Origin of the sequence: Solibacillus sp. FSL W7-1464 (assembly GCF_038004425.1) — a bacterium.
Classification (GTDB): Bacteria; Bacillota; Bacilli; order Bacillales_A; family Planococcaceae; genus Solibacillus.
Genome location: NZ_JBBORC010000001.1, coordinates 2,537,789 through 2,555,224, shown reverse-complemented (window position 1 = coordinate 2,555,224; position 17,436 = coordinate 2,537,789). Strand labels below are relative to the sequence as shown.

Genomic DNA, 17,436 nt, shown 5'->3' with positions numbered 1-17,436 from the left:
GAATCATGTCAGACCGTGTACTTTCTGGTGAAGCAACAGATGCCGAGCAGCAGTTCGAGCTATCTTTAAGGCCGCAACGACTAGTGCAATACATAGGCCAGGATAAAGTGAAAGAAAACCTGGAAATCTTTATCAAAGCAGCTAAGCTACGTCAGGAAAGTCTTGACCATGTTCTCCTTTATGGACCACCAGGTTTAGGGAAGACGACGTTAGCAATCGTCATAGCCAACGAGATGGATGTAAATGTAAAGATGACGAGCGGTCCTGCGATTGAACGGCCTGGCGATCTGGCAGCGATTTTGAGCTCTCTTGAAGCAGGAGATGTACTTTTTATCGATGAAATTCATCGCCTGCCTAGAGCGATTGAAGAGGTGCTATATTCGGCAATGGAAGATTTCTGTCTGGATATCGTAGTCGGAAAAGGACCTGAAGCCCGTTCGATTCGATTGGAATTGCCCCCATTTACACTTGTTGGTGCAACAACGAGAGCAGGTGCTTTATCTGCCCCGCTTCGTGACCGTTTTGGTGTATTATCGCGCTTGGAATATTATGATGAACAGTCACTTGCAGAAATTGTTATCCGATCAGGCGAATTGTTCGGTGTATCGCTCGATAAGCATGCGGCATTTGAAATTGCCCGTAGATCCCGTGGGACTCCGCGTATTGCAAATCGATTGTTAAAGCGTGTGCGTGACTATGCACAAGTACTGGCAGATGGCATTGTTTCCACAAGTCTGGCGGAACAGGCACTTGAACTATTGCAAGTCGACCCTCGCGGACTGGATCATATCGATCATAAATTGATGCAGTCAATGATTGAACGATTCGGCGGAGGTCCTGTCGGATTGGATGCATTAGCGGCATCGATCGGTGAAGAGCGCATTACGATTGAAGATGTATATGAACCATATTTACTGCAAATCGGATTTATCCAAAGAACACCACGGGGCCGAATTGCGACAAATCTATGTTACGACCATTTCGGTTATCCGCCGACACAAAATGAATAGAAGGAAGTTTTGAACGTGAAAGCAGAAGATTTTGATTTTTATTTGCCAGAGGAATTAATTGCCCAAACACCATTATTGGACCGTACAGCGAGTCGTCTAATGGTAGTAAATCCGAACTCACTGGAAGTGGAGCATCATACATTCGGTTATATTTTGGATGAGCTAAATGCAGGAGATTGTTTAGTGTTGAATGATACACGCGTTTTGCCGGCACGCTTAATGGGTGTCAAAGCTGATACGGGTGCGAACATTGAATTATTGCTGTTGAAACAGACAAATGATGATGAGTGGGAAACATTAGTGAAGCCAGCGAAGCGTGTTAAAATCGGCACTGTCGTTACATTTGGCGATGGACTATTGACGGCGACTTGTACGGGTGAGCTTGAGCACGGCGGCCGTACATTCAAGTTCACATATGACGGGATTTTTTATGAAATTTTAGATCAGCTTGGTGAAATGCCATTACCGCCCTATATTCGTGAAAAGTTGGATGACCAAGATCGCTATCAAACGGTGTTTGCGAAAGAGCGCGGTTCTGCAGCTGCACCAACAGCAGGTCTGCATTTTACACAGCCTTTACTAGAAGCGATTAAAGCAAAAGGTGTGGAAGTCGTATTTATTACACTGCACGTAGGACTTGGTACATTCCGTCCTGTAAGTGTGGATTCGATTGAGGATCATGATATGCACTCTGAATTTTACAGTGTTACTGAAGAGGCAGCGACTGTAATCGAACGTGTTAAACAAGCAGGTGGCAAGATTATCTCAGTAGGGACAACTTCGACCCGTACACTTGAAACAGTTGCATCGAAAAATGACGGTAAAATTGTTGCTTCACAGGGATGGACAAATATTTTCATTTATCCGGGATATGAATATAAAGCAATCGACGGACTGATTACAAACTTCCATTTACCGAAGTCGACATTAGTAATGCTTGTCAGCGCACTTGCCTCGAAGGAAACAATTATGAACGCCTATGAACAAGCGGTTAAGGAAAAATACCGTTTCTTCAGCTTTGGCGATGCCATGTTTATCCGACCGGCTAAGTAATTTGCAATTAAACAAAAACCTATATACAATAATGATTTGTGCAACACCTACTAAACTTAGTAGGTGTTTTCATTCGAAGTACTGTGTTTACTTTAGAAACGAGAGGATTTTTTTATTATGACTGAAACAACAAAACAATCACCAATTCGTTATGAATTGATTAAAACATGTGCACAGACGGGTGCGCGACTAGGTATTGTCCATACACCACACGGTTCATTTGAAACACCAACATTTATGCCGGTCGGTACACAAGCGACAGTAAAAGCAATGAGCCCTGAAGAATTAAAAGAAATGAATGCAGGAATTATCTTGTCAAACACATATCACTTATGGTTGCGTCCAGGCAATGATATCGTAAAAGAAGCAGGAGGCCTGCATAAATTCATGAACTGGGATCGTCCGATTTTAACGGATTCAGGCGGTTTCCAAGTATTTTCATTATCAAAATTCCGTAAAATTGAAGAAGAAGGCGTTTATTTCCGTAACCATTTAAATGGAGATAAGCTGTTTTTATCACCGGAAAAGGCAATGGAAATCCAAAACGACTTAGGTTCTGATATTATGATGGCATTTGATGAATGTCCGCCATTCCCGGCCACATATGAATATATGGAAGCATCTGTTGACCGTACAACACGTTGGGCAAAACGCTGTAAAGAAGCACACCAACGTCCTGACGAGCAAGGACTGTTCGGTATTATTCAAGGCGGAGAATATGAAGAGCTGCGCCGTAAATCGGCTGAAGCTTTAGTAGAGCTGGATTTCCCGGGTTATGCAATCGGCGGTTTATCAGTTGGTGAGCCAAAGGATATTATGAATAAAGTATTGGACTTTACTGCTCCAATGATGCCGGCAGACAAACCGCGCTATTTAATGGGTGTAGGTTCACCGGACTCTTTAATCGACGGATCAATCCGCGGCATCGATATGTTTGACTGTGTACTACCAACACGTATTGCGCGTAACGGTACATTAATGACATCTGAAGGACGTATGGTGATCAAAAATGCAAAATATGCAAAAGACTTTACGCCGATCGATGAAAATTGCGACTGCTACACATGTAAAAATTATACGCGTGCATATGTGCGCCATTTATTGCGTACAGAAGAAACATTCGGTTTACGTTTAACGTCATATCATAACCTGCGCTTCCTTATTAAATTGATGGAAGATGTACGTCAGGCTATCCGCGAAGACCGTCTGGGTGATTTCAAAGAAGAGTTCTTTGAAAAATACGGTTACAATAAGCCAAATGCTAAAAACTTCTAAAAATATGTTCGAAAACCGAAATTCTATATAATTTTTTGAGAAAAAAAAGAGTTTTTTGCGCAATAACGTGCAATTCTATACTATACTAGGTAAGTGAGAAAGAGATAGAGGAAGGGGGCAATTTGAAAATGGATGGTTTAGTACAATTTTTACCGATTATCGTAATGTTCGTTGCGATGTGGTTCATTTTAATTCGTCCGGCACAAAAACGTCAAAAAGCAACTGCTACAATGCAAAACAGCTTAAAACGTGGTGACAAAGTAGTTACTGTAGGTGGCTTACACGGAGAAGTTGATGCAATTGAAGATACGACAGTCTATTTAATCGTTGACGGAAATACACGTTTAAAATTCGAACGCCAAGCAATTGGTCGTGTTGAAACGGTTTAAACGTTCTAAAAAAGCTTGCGGAAATTAATTTTCCGCAAGCTTTTTTGTATCTTTCATGCAATTTAGAACAAGCTATTGTATGAGAGGTGAATCAATTGGAAGATTATACATTAATTATATTCCGAACAATTGTTTTGTATATTATTTTACTGATTGTTTTCCGTCTTATGGGTAAACGTGAAGTTGGTGAACTCAGTATAGTGGACCTGGCAATATTTGTATTAATGGGCGAAATTGCTGCAATTGCACTGGACGATTATGATCGGCAATTCTTCAAAGCTGTTTTGCCTATTATTTTATTGTTTTTGATTCAATATTTAAACTCCTGGCTCATATTAAAAAATAAAAAACTGCGTGACTTTATTGAAGGTGATCCCTCTCTTGTTATTCGTGATGGTTTTATCTGTGAAATGGAGATGAAAAAGCAGCGCTATAATCTCGATGACTTGCTCCAGCAGTTACGCGAACAGGGAGTCTGCTCTGTCCAGGATGTTGCCTACGCCTTTCTGGAACAGTCCGGAAAGCTGTCGATCTACCAAAAAGATCAAGGCGGATTTATTTTACCTCTCATTTTGGACGGCTATGTTGATAAAAGACATTTAAAAATTATTGGTAAAGATGAAAAATGGCTCGTTCATGAATTATTGATAAACGGGTATCCCAATATACGCGATATCTTCTACTGCAGTTATGAAGACGGAAAGTGGTTTGTCCAATTACGAGCGCGAAAAAATTGAACGAAGGTAATGGAAATCATTGAAACGGATTTGCTTTGTAATGAAAAGTAACAGCAAGACAAGCCCAATTGTAATGGCAACACTTACGATAAGCGGCATTCCGGCGGCAATGATTGGCTGCACAAAACAAGTAAGGATGAAAATACCATACGGCAGAACGAAAAAACGGAAACCGACATTAATCTTTTTCTGCTGCCTGATGGAAGCGATGTGTAAGAAGGATGTAATTAATACCCCAAAGCCTATAGCGATAATCGCGCCTTTTTCCTGAATGGCAGGTTGTGAGGCAAGGAAAAAAAGCAAAAACAGTTTTCCGATTCCTCCATAGATGGAATTCATCATGGCAGCCTGTGCTTCATCGAGTGCCTGTAGAATGGAGTGGAGCGGGCTCTGAATATAATAAAAATAAAAAATAGGTGCCAATATCTTCATATAGCCACGATTTTCTTCAAGATGAAACAGCACCATTGTCAACTCATCGCCGTGTATGAAAAATACGGTAGCGGCCATACAGCCAATTAATGAAGAGAGTCGTAATGAATGTGTAATGCGTTTATTCAGCAACGGGTAATTACTGCTTGCCAGTGCGCTGCTTACTGCAGGAATAAGTACAATAGCCAATGCGGCAGGTATGAAAGCAGGGAACAGCAGTAATGGTATATGCACACCTGAGATGATTCCATACAATGTAGTGGCAGCGCCTGCAGCCAATCCTGAAACCGTCAGTGCTTTTAAGAAAATGATGGGTTCCAAAAACCATGTGAATGTACCAAACAATTTACTGCCCGCTGAAGGAAGTGCAATATTAAAAATCGGTTTTGTAAAGGAAGTGTCTGTTGACCCCTTTTTGAACATTTTACTTGAGCGTTTATAAAAAATTGCTAAAAACAGTAATGAAAAAATCTCACCAATTGCTGTGATGCCCATCGCGGCAGCTGCTGTCAATGCTGGTGACTCTGAAATAAAGTACGGCAGCAATGCGACGATGAGACCGATCCGTACTAGCTGTTCAAGAAGTTGTGCCCATGCAGTTGGTGCTATTTTCGCTAAACCTTGTAAATATGCTTTTATCAAGCTTGAAAAGATAACGATCGGAATTGTGAAAAGGCTAATATAAAGTGTGAAAATAAGATTCTCATTATGTAAAAGCACTTTTGCGATATACGGAATAGCAAAATAAATGAATGGGCTGAATAAAATAATCGAAATGGCGGAAATTTTGATTGCTGTTTTCATGACCGATGTGACATGTTCCGTTTTCCGTTTCGCAGTGTATTCGGCGATCAGTTTGGAGATGGCAATCGGAATACCTAATTGGATAAGCGAAATGAAAAATATAAATGTCGGATAAGCCGTCATATAGAGCCCGACCGCTTCCTCCCCGGCAATACGCATAAACTGCATTCTGTACATAAACCCGAGACATTTTGAAATAAATATGACAAACATTAAAAATAATGTTCCTTTTAGAAATGAGCCCAAATAACTTCTGCTTTCTCCCTTCTCAATTTAATTTCATTCATATACAATAAAGTATGCAATAGTAATCGCAGTTAAAACCTAAGTTCAGGAGTGATCGACATGCAAATTCCATTTTTCAGTCTTTACGAAAACGTACAGCTTATATTGACGAACAAAATCGAGGAATTTCATTACTATGGATATGATTCGATAACAGAACAGGATTTATGGAAATATTGCATCGATAAGGTGTGGCGCAAAAGAGATGTGCAAAATATGCGATTGCATGAGCTGACGGCCGGTATTTTCGGTGCAACTGCTTCGGAAGTGTTAAGCTATATGCAAATTAAGGATTTTAAGCGCAATGAAATGAATTTAAGGCTTTCCAATGAAGAGCTGCAAACTTTATTCCATCCGCTAAAAGAGTAGGGGAAAATAAGAATTATATAATAAATTATCTAGTAATAATTTGACAGTTTCCATTAGCTGTTTCATAATGAGAGTGTTGTGCTTTTCAAACTATCGGATTGTTATTTTTGAAAAGTGATTCAGAAAATTATTGTAATAAATACATAATTTATGGAAGGTAATTTTTTTTTACGTTTTACATCACACCGCGTTTAGTGTGATATTGAGGAGGATTTTTTAATGAAATTAGCAAACCGTATCATTACGTTCGTTCTTGTCGTAGCACTGCTTTTTACAGGAATGGGCACAACGGTAGAGAAGGTTTTAAACGATGTAAAACTTGGATTGGACCTTCAGGGTGGATTTGAAGTGCTTTATGAAGTGGAATCACTGGTTGATGGACAGGCGGTTACCCAAGATGTATTGGCGGATACAACAACGGCATTGAACAATCGTATTAATGCATTTGGGGTTAGTGAGCCAAGCATTCAAATTGAAGGGGAAGACCGGATTCGTGTACAGCTTGCAGGATTGGCAGATCAGGAATCTGCTCGTGAGCTATTATCAAGTACAGCGAATTTAACATTCCGTGATGTAAATGATAATATTTTATTGGATGGCACAGATTTAAAGGAAGGTGGCGCAGCAGCGTCATTTGACCAGCAAAACCAGCCAATTGTAACTTTAACATTGAAAGACGCGGCAAAATTTGCAGAAGTGACGCAAAAAGTCATGAGCATGGGCGCACCGAATAACTTATTGGTAGTTTGGTTGGATTTTGAAGAGGGTGTAGATTCCTATGCTGCAGAAAGCAAAAAGCCACCAGGCGAGCAGAAATTCCAGTCAGCTGCTTCTGTAACACAAGTTTTAAATACAACGGATGTTATGATTTCGGGTAACTTCACAGTAGAAGAAACGAAAAACTTTGCATCTGTATTAAATGCAGGTTCTTTACCTGTTAAGTTAACGGAAATTTATTCAACATCTGTTGGTGCACAGTTCGGTGAAGATGCTTTAAATGATACAGTATTCGCAGGGGTTGTCGGTGTCCTGTTAATCTTCCTGTTCATGCTGATCTACTACCGTTTACCGGGCTTTATCTCAATTATTACATTATCGGTATTCACATATTTAGTATTAATCGTCTTTAATGGTATTAATGCTGTCTTAACATTACCGGGGATTGCAGCGATTGTATTAGGGATCGGGATGGCCGTTGATGCGAACATCTTAACAGCTGAGCGTATTCGTGAAGAACTGCGTGTTGGCCATACTGTGAAAGACGCATTTAAATTAGGTTCAAAACAATCACTATCGGCAATCATTGATGCGCAATTGACAACTTTACTTGCTGCTGTTGTATTATTCTACTACGGTACGAGTTCTGTTAAAGGTTTCGCAACAACATTGATTATTTCGATTTTACTATCATTTGTAACTGCGGTATGGGGCTCTCGCTTATTGCAGGGGCTACTTGTAAACAGCGGCTACTTCAATAATCCGGCATGGTTCGGAATTAGCAGATCGAAACAGCATTCACTTGATGAAGAAATCACTTCGCTTGACTTGACAACGAAATTTGATAAGTTCGACTTCGTTGGAAACCGTAAAAAATTCTATGCGATATCAACACTTATTTTAGTAGCGGGTATTGTTGTGCTTGGTGTATTCAAGCTTAATTTAGGAATTGATTTCTCAAGTGGTACGCGTGTAGAGATAAAATCCGAGACAGCACTGGTACAGGAAGAAGTTATAGATTATCTGGATGAAATCGGCTTTGCAAACGAGGATGTCGTGATTTCAGGCGATGATCAGTCAATCGCGGTAATGCGTTACAAAGATGACTTCTCTCAACAGGAAGTCCTTGATTTTACAGCGCAGGTTAACGAAAAGTACGGTCATGAGCCAAGCTTAAGTACTGTTTCGGCTACAGTCGGAAAAGAACTGGCAAAAAATGCAATCTATGCATTGGCATTGGCAGCACTCGGGATTATTATCTATGTAGCGATCCGATTTGAATGGCGTATGGGGCTAGGTGCCATCATTTCATTATTGCATGATGTATTCTTTATCATTGTGGTTTTCAGTATGCTGCGTTTAGAGGTAGATATTACGTTTATCGCTGCGGTCTTAACGATTGTCGGTTATTCGATAAACGATACAATTGTAACATTTGACCGTATTCGCGAAAATATTGACCGTCACGAAAAAATTACGACGAAAGAAGAGCTTGCGTTGATCGTCAACAAATCTCTTCGTCAAACAATGGGGCGCTCTGTTAATACGGTATTGACGGTTATTGTTGTAGTCATTGCACTGATTTTCTTAGGTGCTCCTTCAATTCAAAACTTCTCGATCGCTTTATTAATCGGGTTAATTACAGGTATCTATTCTTCAATCTGTATCGCGGCACAAGTTTGGTATTCACTGAAATGCCGTGAAATGGACAAAAAAGGTACTTCTGTTGTGAAAAAAGAGAAAAAACAATGGGGTTCAGACGAGCCGCAAGTATAAAAATATGAACCGCGTAATTGCACTTCTGCAAATTACGCGGTTTTTTGTTTACCCTCTCTCAAAAAAAGGAATAAATTTTTTAAATAAAGTGTGAGAGGAGACTAATATGAAAATTCAATGGACATTAGTAGTTGGACTTATTTTTGCAATTATTATTGCTGTTTTTGCTACAGTAAATGTGGATAGTGTTCAGGTCAATTATGTTTTTGGAGAAGCGCGCTGGCCATTGATATTAGTCATTTTAGGGTCGGTATTAATTGGTTTTATCATCAGCTTTTGTTTTTCGGCATTCCGCATGTACGGAGGCAAAAGGCAAACGAAAGCCGTTCGAAAAGAACTTGAGGCAGCCCGTGTACTGATCAATGAAAAGGATGCGGAGGTAGTACGACTGAAAAACGAGCTTCGGGAACGGGGCGCTTCCGCATTTGTGACAGAAGAAGTTCCGGATGATGATGCCGGAACAGCAGAGAAAATTTAAGGGTCATCTACCATCATGGCAGCTATTTGAAACGCGAAGCCCGTTCCGAATAGCTTTTTTTATTGGCCATTAATAATCCAATTGAAAAATCGTTCGTTGAGACAGTTCAATGTAATGTTTTTAACGAGCAGTTTTCCTGAAATTACATATCAATTTTTCTATTAATATCAGAAGAAAATTTGGGAAACGTAATAGATTTCCGTTATAATGAACTGCGTGAGGAAGTGAATATATATGATACAGTCACAAAAATTATGGACGATTACACAGCAAGATGAGCAACTTGTAAAACAATTTAGTGAACAGCTGAATATTTCAACGATCGCAGCAAAAATCTTAATTGCCCGTGGCTGCACAACGATAGAACAGGCAAAGCCATTATTGAAAATTGATGAAACCCAATATCATGATCCGTTTTTAATGGCCGGGATGGAAGACGCGGTTATGCGTATTGAACAAGCATTGGATGACGGTGAAAAAATCCTCGTATACGGCGATTACGATGCCGATGGTATTACAAGTACAACAGTGCTGCTTAATGCTTTACTTGATTTGGGGGCAGATGTCAGCTTTGTCATTCCAGACCGGTTTATTCATGGATATGGACCAAATGAAGAACTTTTCAAAAAAGCTTATGAAGATGGCGTAAATTTGATTATTACAGTCGATAATGGAATAAGCGGAATTGAACAAGTAAAAGTGGCAAGAGAGCTTGGTATGGATGTCATTATTACCGATCACCATGAAGCCGGTGAAGTTTTGCCGGATGCCACTGTTATCATCCATCCACGTGTCCCAGAGGGTCATTACCCGTTTGGTGAGCTTGCGGGAGTAGGTGTTGCTTTCAAGTTGGCGCATGCATTATATGGCGAGTTGCCGGACCATTTATTTGAATATGTGGCGGTCGGAACAATTGCTGATTTAGTACCGCTCGTTGGCGAAAACCGCTATTTAGTTCAGCGCGGTTTGCAGGCATTAAAACAGTCGCCGAATCCTTGGGTTAAAGCTATCTGTGATGCTTCGGGATCAAAACAGAGAGAGATTAATGAAGAAACAGTTGGTTTTTATTTCGGTCCGCGCCTTAATGCAATTGGGCGTTTAGGCAGTGCCGAGCCGGGTGTGCATTTTTTAATGAGTGAAGACCCGCTACAGGCAAATGCATTGGCAACCCAACTGAATGATAAAAATATGGAACGGAAAAAAATTGTTGAAGACATTACAAATGAAGCAATGGCAATGATTGAAAGTGATATTACTCTAAAAGATTCTCTAGTTCTGGTTGTAGCAGGGGAAGGCTGGAATCCGGGGGTTGTGGGGATTGTTGCATCGCGATTAGTCGAAAAATATTACCGTCCGACAATCGTTCTTTCACTTAACCATGAAAAAGCGATCGCGAAAGGTTCCGCGAGAAGTATTGAAGGATTTCATCTGTATAATGAGTTGGCGAAAAACCGTGATATATTACCGCATTTCGGTGGACACCCGATGGCAGCAGGGATGACATTGCCGATAGAACATGTGGAATCATTACGTGCACGTTTAAATGAACAGGCACGCCTTTGTTTAACCGAAGAGCAGCTTGTACAGAAGATGCAGATTGATGTGCCGATTGAGCTAAGTGAAATTACTGTGGATGCGATTGAAGAACTGCGGCAGTTGGCTCCATTTGGTACAGAATTTCCGAAGCCGGTTTTCGGAATTCAGGATGTAAAAGTAAAATCGATGCGCAAAATCGGTTCAGGCGAAAATCATCTGAAGATGGAACTGGAAGATCCATACCATTCTCTTGATGCAATTGGGTTCAATAAAGGGTCCTTACATGATGAAATTTCATATGGGGTTGCTTTGTCATTAGTTGGGGATTTGCAAATCAATGAATGGCAGGGCAATAAAAAGCCGCAATTCATGATTCAGGATGTCCGGGTTAGTGAATGGCAGCTATATGATTACCGGGGGAAAAGCAAGACAGCAAACTGGCTTGCAAAAATTAACGTGGAAAAAACAGATTTTATTGCTTTTTCCGAACAGACAAAACAACATTTCGAACTGGAAATCCCCAAAGAAATTGTCTATTTTACAGTAGAGGCTGAAACTGATAAATTACACAAAAATATCGTGTTACTCGATTTGCCGGAAAATGTTTCCGCACTGGAAAAATTACTGCAGGATGTTCAAATTGAAAGAATTTATGCTCATTTAAATACCGATCAATCTGCATATTTTAATGGAATGCCGACAAGGGAACACTTCAAATGGTATTTCGGATTTCTGAAAAAACGTCCGGATTTTAACTTGAAACAACATATTCGACAATTATCCGAACATATCGGACTAAATATAGAAGTAATTAAATTTATGACAAAAGTGTTTTTTGAGCTAGGATTTGTTACAATAGAGAATGGTTTGACGACAGTAAACGAAAATGCACCGAAAAAAGCATTATCCGAAGCACCGTCATATAAATTGCGTTCACAAAAGATTGAACTTGAGCAGAAGCTGTTATATGCAACATACAGTGAACTTAAGCAATGGTTTAATGAACGATTGAGTTCTTGAGGAGGACATAGGAAGAATGGATTTAAAACAGTACGTAACAACAGTTGAAAATTGGCCGAAAGAGGGCATCAGCTTTAAAGATATTACAACAATCATGGATAATGGTCCGGCATATAAATATGCGACTGATGAAATTGTAAAATATGCAAAAGAAGTTGGCGCTGAAATCATTGTAGGTCCTGAAGCACGCGGATTTATTATTGGTTGTCCGGTTGCCTATGCATTAGAAATCGGTTTCGCACCAGTTCGTAAACCAGGAAAACTTCCGCGTGAAGTGATTTCTGCAGATTATGGTTTAGAATACGGTACAGACACGTTAACAATGCACAAAGATGCAGTAAAACCAGGCCAAAAAGTTTTAATCTGTGATGATCTGCTTGCAACAGGCGGTACAGTAGAAGCAACTGTTCGCTTAATCGAACAATTAGGTGGCGAAGTAGTGGGTGCAGCATTCATTATCGAGCTTTCAGAATTGAATGGCCGTAACAAAATCAACAATATTCCAATTAAAACTTTAATTCAATATTAATCGACTGAACTATCCCGTATATTCTTTACGGGGTAGTTTTTTTCAATGAATTATCTACTAGAAGCTGTTCAATAATTCTACAAATTTCGACTTTCTGCAAAACTAAATGCCCACGTGCCTTTACATTTAGTAGATATCTTTTATACAATTGAATTTATACTTAAAGCGAAAATAGAAAGAACAGGTGGACTCATAATGGCGAAAGAACAAATATTGGCGCCCGAAGATGTTTTCGAGCTCGTCAAATCCTATATGAACGAAGAACATGTTACCTTTGTTGTAAAAGCATATGAGGTAGCGAAAGAAGCACATAAAGAGCAGTTCCGCAGCTCTGGAGAACCATATATTATTCACCCCGTACAAGTGGCCGGTATTTTGGCAGAGCTGCAGATGGATCCTGAAACAGTAGCGGCAGGATTTCTGCATGATGTCGTGGAAGACACGGAAGTGACGCGCGAAGATCTTGTAAATGAATTTAGTGAAGAAGTGGCCAAGCTAGTGGACGGGGTAACAAAGCTTGGGAAGATTAAATATATGTCAAAAGAAGAGCAGCAAGCCGAAAACCACCGGAAAATGTTCGTCGCGATGGCTCAGGATATCCGGGTAATTCTAATTAAGCTGGCGGATCGTTTGCACAATATGCGTACATTAAAGCATTTGCCGGCAGAAAAACAACGCCGCATTTCACAGGAAACACTGGAAATTTTCGCTCCGTTAGCACACAGATTAGGAATTTCAAAAGTGAAATGGGAGCTGGAGGATACAGCATTACGTTATTTAAATCCGCAGCAGTATTACCGAATCGTCAGCTTGATGAAGAAAAAGCGTGACGAACGTGAGGCTTATTTGGATAACGTAATGGACGAAATCAATTCCCAGTTGAAAGAAGTGGAAATTGAAGCGGATATTTTTGGTCGTCCGAAACATTTATACAGCATTTACCGCAAAATGGTGCTTCAAAAAAAGCAATTTAATGAAATTTATGATTTACTTGCGGTACGTATTTTAGTCGATAGTATTAAAGATTGCTACGCGGTAATCGGGATTATCCATACATTATGGAAACCGATGCCCGGACGCTTTAAAGATTATATTGCAATGCCAAAGCAAAATTTGTACCAATCCCTACATACAACGGTCATCGGACCATATGGGGATCCGCTTGAGGTGCAGATCCGTACAAAGGAAATGCATAAAATAGCGGAGTTCGGTATCGCGGCTCACTGGGCTTATAAAGAAGGGAAAACTGTTGAGCAAAACGCTGAAACAATTGACCAGAAGCTGACTTGGTTCCGTGAAATTCTGGAGTTCCAAAATGAATCATCGAATGCTGCTGAATTTATGGAATCACTGAAATTCGACCTATTCTCCGACATGGTATATGTATTCTCGCCTAAAGGGGACGTTATTGAGCTTCCATCCGGTTCTGTGCCGATTGACTTTGCATACCGCGTACACTCGGAAGTCGGGAATAAAACAATTGGTGCAAAAGTTAACGGAAAAATGGTACCGCTTGATACACCATTGAAAACAGGGGATATTGTTGAAGTATTAACCTCGAAACAATCATTCGGCCCGAGCCGTGATTGGATCAAGATTGCACAAAGCTCACAGGCGAAAAACAAAATCAAGCAATTTTTCAAAAAGCATGTACGTGAAGAAAGTGTTGTTAAAGGAAAAGAACTCGTTGAAAAAGAAATAAAGACCCAAGAGTTCGATATGAAGGAAGTTTTAACACCGGAAAATATTAAACGTGTGATTGAAAAATACAACTATACCCATGAAGATGATTTATATGCGGCTGTCGGCGTAGGCGGAATTACGGCTCAGCAAATCGTCAATCGTCTTGCCGAAAAAATGCGTAAAGAGCGTGAACAGGAAGAAGCACTCGAAAAAATCGTTAAAAGTATGAACAATCCGACACCGAAAAAGCGTACGGAATCAGGTGTAATTGTAAAAGGAATCGATAATTTACTAATTCGTTTATCACGTTGCTGTACACCGGTACCGGGTGATGATATTGTCGGCTTTATTACAAAAGGCCGCGGTGTTTCGGTACACCGTGCGGACTGTCCGAATATCCAGGAAGACGGAAACCTGGAGCGTCTTATTGAAGTGGAATGGGAAAATGACGGTACGCAGACTCGTAAAGACTACCCTGTGGATATAGAGATTTCGGCATATGACCGTCCAGGCATTTTAAATGATGTCATGCATGCTGTCAGTGAGGCGAAAACAAATATTTTGGCCGTTACAGGTCGGGCGGATCGTGAAAAAATTGCCACGATTCATTTAACGATTGCCATTACCAATATTTCAGGGCTACATCGTGTTGTCGAAAAAATTAAACAGCTACCGGATATTTACTCCGTTCAGCGTGTAATTAATTAATAGATAGTAGGGGAAAAGATGCGCGTAATATTACAACGTTCAAAACAGGCTTCTGTTACAGTCGATGGGCAAGTAACAGGTGCCATTCAAAAAGGCTATGTGCTGCTTGTAGGCATTACGCATAGTGATACAGAGGAAGATATCAACTATGTAGCGAAAAAGATTACCGACTTGCGCATTTGGGAAGATGAGGACGGCAAGATGAATCGTTCCATTTTAGATGCAGGCGGTGATATTTTATCAATTTCACAATTTACACTTTATGCGGATACTCGTAAAGGGAAGCGGCCTAGTTTTGTGGAAGCCGCAAGACCCGAACAGGCAAAACCTTTATGGGAAGCTTTCAATGAACAATTAAAGGCGAATGGACTGCATGTTGAAACAGGTGTTTTTGGTGCAATGATGGATGTTGCACTTATTAATGATGGTCCTGTAACGATCACGATTGAGTCTAAAGGCAAATAATGAATGAACGGATCACTCCTTTTTCGCATATTGTACAGTATGCATACAAAGGAGTGATTTTTTGGTTCAAATGAACACATATCCAAACGCGTACTGGCTTGAAGCGATCCAAAACTATTTAGGGCAGATGGTTGCTGTCCAGCAAGAGGGGAATCGGGTTCAGCAAGGAATATTGGCCGCAATCTGTCCGGATTATATTGTGCTTGATGTGTGTCAGACACCATTTTATATCCGTATCGACAAAATCGTTTGGATTATGCCATTTTTAAAAAAATGAAATGAATGTGGTCTACGCACCCCCTAATCGTCATAAGCTTACTATGACAATTAGGGGGTGCAATATTGTTTCAACGCGTCAATCGATTACTTATTGATTTACCACAGGTTGAATATGGAGACGCAAATGCTGCAAGTGCGGTACAGGAATTATTAGGCGGGAAATTTGGCGAAATGTCGACTTTGAATAACTATATGTATCAATCATTTAATTTCCGGGGAAAAAAGAAATTAAAGCCTTTTTATGATTTAGTTGCGAGTATTACAGCAGAAGAATTTGGACATGTGGAGCTCGTGGCGACGACAATCAATTTACTCGGCAAAGATACGACGTTTTCCGGAAACCCGAATCTGGCACCGATGATGAACGCCAAAAATATGCGCAATACGCAGAGTTTTATCGCTTCAGCGCAGACAGCTTTACCTGTCGATTCGATGGGGAAACCGTGGAACGGGGAATATGTGTTTTCCAGCGGGAATTTAGTACTCGATTTACTGCATAATTTCTTCTTGGAGTGTGGTGCGCGGACACATAAAATGCGTGTGTATGAAATGACGGATCATCCGACAGCTCGCGAAATGATTGGTTATTTACTGGTTCGTGGCGGCACACATGTTGTGGCTTACGCAAAAGCACTGGAAATGGCGACGGGTGTAGATGTAACACGAATGCTTCCAATTCCGAGCCTCGACAATCATGTATTTGACCACGCGAGAAAATATGAAGAGCGTGGTTATGGAAATGTATTATTTACATGGAATTACGTAGGGGATTATCAGGATATAAATAAAATCTGGAAAGGACCGCATCCGACAACAAATGCACCGCTCATCGTAGAAGAGGGGATGCCAAAAGGTGCAAAGATGCCGGATCTGGACGAATTGCCGGAAGAGTTTGCACCGGGAATCGGTCCGGAAGAGTTCCAGATGATCGCAAAACGCCTTATGTTCAATATGTAAAAAAGAAGCGTGTTAAAAAAAGATCCATTTTTCACTCAGTGAAAAATGGATCTTAGTGTTGTTTCTTATGGTTTTTATTGAAATTTTTATATCCGTGCTGTCTACGTAATACCTTCGCAGTAATTCACTACTGTTTGGAAGTCCAGATCACCGCCGAAAATGGAAAGGGCACTACCGATTGTGACGTGCAATTTCCCATTTGAAAGCGATTCGAACTTTTTCAAATCATCAATTGAACGGACGCCTCCAGCATATGTTGTTGGAATCGATGTCCATTCCGCCAGATCACGTACTAAATCTTCCTGCATACCACTTCGTTTTCCTTCCACATCCACCGCATGAATGAGGAGTTCATCACAAAATTCTTCAATTTCCTTAATTGACTGCGAATTTACTTCGAAGTCGCTGAATTTTGTCCATTTGTCTGTTACAACATACCATTTACCATCACGTTTTCGACAGCTCAGATCAAGGACAAGTTTTTCTTTGCCGATTGTTTTAACCAATTGCTGCAAGCGATCCATATCAAGCTGCCCGTCATGAAAAATATATGATGTCACAATGACATGCGAAGCACCTGCATCGATATATTTCTGTGCATTGTCGGCTGTAATACCGCCGCCAATTTGAAGGCCGTTCGGATAAGCCTGCAATGCAGAAATCGCCGCTTCTTCATTGCCTGGTCCAAGCATAATAACATGGCCACCTGTCAGTTTGTTCTGCAGAAACAGTGAAGCGTAATACGAGGCATCCTGGTCAGAAGTGAAATTTTCAACCACTTCTTTATTGTCATAGCCAAGCGTACTTCCGACAATTTGCTTCACTTTTCCGTCGTGTAAATCGATACAAGGTCTAAAATTCATGTTCTTCACTACTTTCTCTTACATTCTATACGTATCATAACATTTTAGTGAGCTAAATTAATAGAAAAATC

The 17,436-nt window shown here is 40.4% G+C and carries 16 protein-coding genes; 14 read left to right on the top strand and 2 right to left on the bottom strand.

Annotated features, from left to right (window positions below; genetic code table 11):
* Positions 1-5 precede the first annotated feature (5 nt).
* The 5 genes from ruvB to MKZ25_RS12640 all read left to right on the top strand — a co-directional run bounded on the left by ruvB (position 6) and on the right by MKZ25_RS12640 (position 4,464).
* Positions 6-1,010: a Holliday junction branch migration DNA helicase RuvB gene (gene ruvB, locus MKZ25_RS12660; protein ID WP_340801819.1), complete on the top strand. Its 1,005-nt coding sequence runs from the start codon at positions 6-8 to the stop codon at positions 1,008-1,010.
* Between the two features lie 15 nt (positions 1,011-1,025).
* Positions 1,026-2,063, top strand: a complete 1,038-nt coding sequence (gene queA / locus MKZ25_RS12655) for a tRNA preQ1(34) S-adenosylmethionine ribosyltransferase-isomerase QueA (protein WP_340801818.1) — start codon at positions 1,026-1,028, stop codon at positions 2,061-2,063.
* Between the two features lie 117 nt (positions 2,064-2,180).
* Positions 2,181-3,338: a tRNA guanosine(34) transglycosylase Tgt gene (gene tgt / locus MKZ25_RS12650; RefSeq protein WP_340801817.1), complete on the top strand. Its 1,158-nt coding sequence runs from the start codon at positions 2,181-2,183 to the stop codon at positions 3,336-3,338.
* Between the two features lie 128 nt (positions 3,339-3,466).
* Positions 3,467-3,727: a preprotein translocase subunit YajC gene (gene yajC, locus MKZ25_RS12645; RefSeq protein WP_340801816.1), complete on the top strand. Its 261-nt coding sequence runs from the start codon at positions 3,467-3,469 to the stop codon at positions 3,725-3,727.
* Between the two features lie 95 nt (positions 3,728-3,822).
* Complete coding sequence (locus MKZ25_RS12640; protein WP_340801815.1) at positions 3,823-4,464, top strand: DUF421 domain-containing protein; 642 nt, start codon at positions 3,823-3,825, stop codon at positions 4,462-4,464.
* Here the strand turns inward: MKZ25_RS12640 and MKZ25_RS12635 are convergent.
* Positions 4,444-5,913 (bottom strand): putative polysaccharide biosynthesis protein, encoded by a 1,470-nt coding sequence (locus MKZ25_RS12635; RefSeq protein ID WP_340801814.1) that lies wholly within the window; start codon positions 5,911-5,913, stop codon positions 4,444-4,446. The genes MKZ25_RS12640 and MKZ25_RS12635 overlap by 21 nt on opposite strands.
* 132 nt (positions 5,914-6,045) lie before the next feature.
* Between MKZ25_RS12635 and MKZ25_RS12630 the strand changes: the two genes are divergently transcribed.
* The 9 genes from MKZ25_RS12630 to MKZ25_RS12590 all read left to right on the top strand — a co-directional run bounded on the left by MKZ25_RS12630 (position 6,046) and on the right by MKZ25_RS12590 (position 16,502).
* The gene (locus MKZ25_RS12630; RefSeq protein ID WP_340801813.1) at positions 6,046-6,354 is read left to right on the top strand and encodes a post-transcriptional regulator; all 309 of its coding nucleotides are present in this window, start codon (positions 6,046-6,048) and stop codon (positions 6,352-6,354) included.
* Positions 6,355-6,573: 219 nt separating this feature from the next.
* On the top strand, positions 6,574-8,847 hold the full coding sequence (gene secDF / locus MKZ25_RS12625; protein ID WP_340801812.1) for a protein translocase subunit SecDF: 2,274 nt from the start codon (positions 6,574-6,576) through the stop codon (positions 8,845-8,847).
* Positions 8,848-8,953: 106 nt separating this feature from the next.
* Positions 8,954-9,325: a LapA family protein gene (locus tag MKZ25_RS12620; RefSeq protein ID WP_340801811.1), complete on the top strand. Its 372-nt coding sequence runs from the start codon at positions 8,954-8,956 to the stop codon at positions 9,323-9,325.
* A gap of 234 nt (positions 9,326-9,559) precedes the next feature.
* Complete coding sequence (gene recJ, locus MKZ25_RS12615; RefSeq protein ID WP_340801810.1) at positions 9,560-11,881, top strand: single-stranded-DNA-specific exonuclease RecJ; 2,322 nt, start codon at positions 9,560-9,562, stop codon at positions 11,879-11,881.
* Between the two features lie 16 nt (positions 11,882-11,897).
* Positions 11,898-12,410, top strand: a complete 513-nt coding sequence (locus MKZ25_RS12610; protein WP_340801809.1) for an adenine phosphoribosyltransferase — start codon at positions 11,898-11,900, stop codon at positions 12,408-12,410.
* A 195-nt stretch (positions 12,411-12,605) separates the two neighbouring features.
* A complete protein-coding gene (locus tag MKZ25_RS12605; RefSeq protein WP_340801808.1) occupies positions 12,606-14,801 on the top strand; it encodes a RelA/SpoT family protein in 2,196 nt (731 codons plus the stop codon).
* 18 nt (positions 14,802-14,819) lie between these two features.
* Positions 14,820-15,266 (top strand): D-aminoacyl-tRNA deacylase, encoded by a 447-nt coding sequence (gene dtd / locus MKZ25_RS12600; protein WP_340801807.1) that lies wholly within the window; start codon positions 14,820-14,822, stop codon positions 15,264-15,266.
* A gap of 70 nt (positions 15,267-15,336) precedes the next feature.
* Positions 15,337-15,543, top strand: coding sequence for a YuzF family protein (locus MKZ25_RS12595; RefSeq protein ID WP_251689991.1), 207 nt, complete (start codon positions 15,337-15,339; stop codon positions 15,541-15,543).
* A 65-nt stretch (positions 15,544-15,608) separates the two neighbouring features.
* On the top strand, positions 15,609-16,502 hold the full coding sequence (locus MKZ25_RS12590) for a manganese catalase family protein (RefSeq protein WP_340801806.1): 894 nt from the start codon (positions 15,609-15,611) through the stop codon (positions 16,500-16,502).
* Positions 16,503-16,603: 101 nt separating this feature from the next.
* On the opposite strand, the gene hisA is transcribed toward MKZ25_RS12590, so the two are convergent.
* Entirely contained in the window at positions 16,604-17,365 is a 762-nt protein-coding gene (gene hisA, locus MKZ25_RS12585) for a phosphoribosylformimino-5-aminoimidazole carboxamide ribotide isomerase (RefSeq protein WP_340801805.1), read from the bottom strand.
* Positions 17,366-17,436 lie beyond the last annotated feature (71 nt).

Excerpts from the sequence above, each read along its gene's own strand:
- ruvB (WP_340801819.1), top strand. The coding sequence starts at position 6 with ATGTCAGACCGTGTACTTTCTGGTGAAGCAACAGATGCCGAGCAGCAG.
- tgt (WP_340801817.1), top strand. The coding sequence starts at position 2,181 with ATGACTGAAACAACAAAACAATCACCAATTCGTTATGAATTGATTAAA.
- yajC (WP_340801816.1), top strand. The coding sequence starts at position 3,467 with ATGGATGGTTTAGTACAATTTTTACCGATTATCGTAATGTTCGTTGCG.
- MKZ25_RS12635 (WP_340801814.1), bottom strand. The coding sequence starts at position 5,913 with ATGTTTGTCATATTTATTTCAAAATGTCTCGGGTTTATGTACAGAATG.
- MKZ25_RS12630 (WP_340801813.1), top strand. The coding sequence starts at position 6,046 with ATGCAAATTCCATTTTTCAGTCTTTACGAAAACGTACAGCTTATATTG.
- secDF (WP_340801812.1), top strand. The coding sequence starts at position 6,574 with ATGAAATTAGCAAACCGTATCATTACGTTCGTTCTTGTCGTAGCACTG.
- MKZ25_RS12620 (WP_340801811.1), top strand. The coding sequence starts at position 8,954 with ATGAAAATTCAATGGACATTAGTAGTTGGACTTATTTTTGCAATTATT.
- recJ (WP_340801810.1), top strand. The coding sequence starts at position 9,560 with ATGATACAGTCACAAAAATTATGGACGATTACACAGCAAGATGAGCAA.
- MKZ25_RS12610 (WP_340801809.1), top strand. The coding sequence starts at position 11,898 with ATGGATTTAAAACAGTACGTAACAACAGTTGAAAATTGGCCGAAAGAG.
- MKZ25_RS12605 (WP_340801808.1), top strand. The coding sequence starts at position 12,606 with ATGGCGAAAGAACAAATATTGGCGCCCGAAGATGTTTTCGAGCTCGTC.
- dtd (WP_340801807.1), top strand. The coding sequence starts at position 14,820 with ATGCGCGTAATATTACAACGTTCAAAACAGGCTTCTGTTACAGTCGAT.
- MKZ25_RS12595 (WP_251689991.1), top strand. The coding sequence starts at position 15,337 with ATGAACACATATCCAAACGCGTACTGGCTTGAAGCGATCCAAAACTAT.
- hisA (WP_340801805.1), bottom strand. The coding sequence starts at position 17,365 with ATGAATTTTAGACCTTGTATCGATTTACACGACGGAAAAGTGAAGCAA.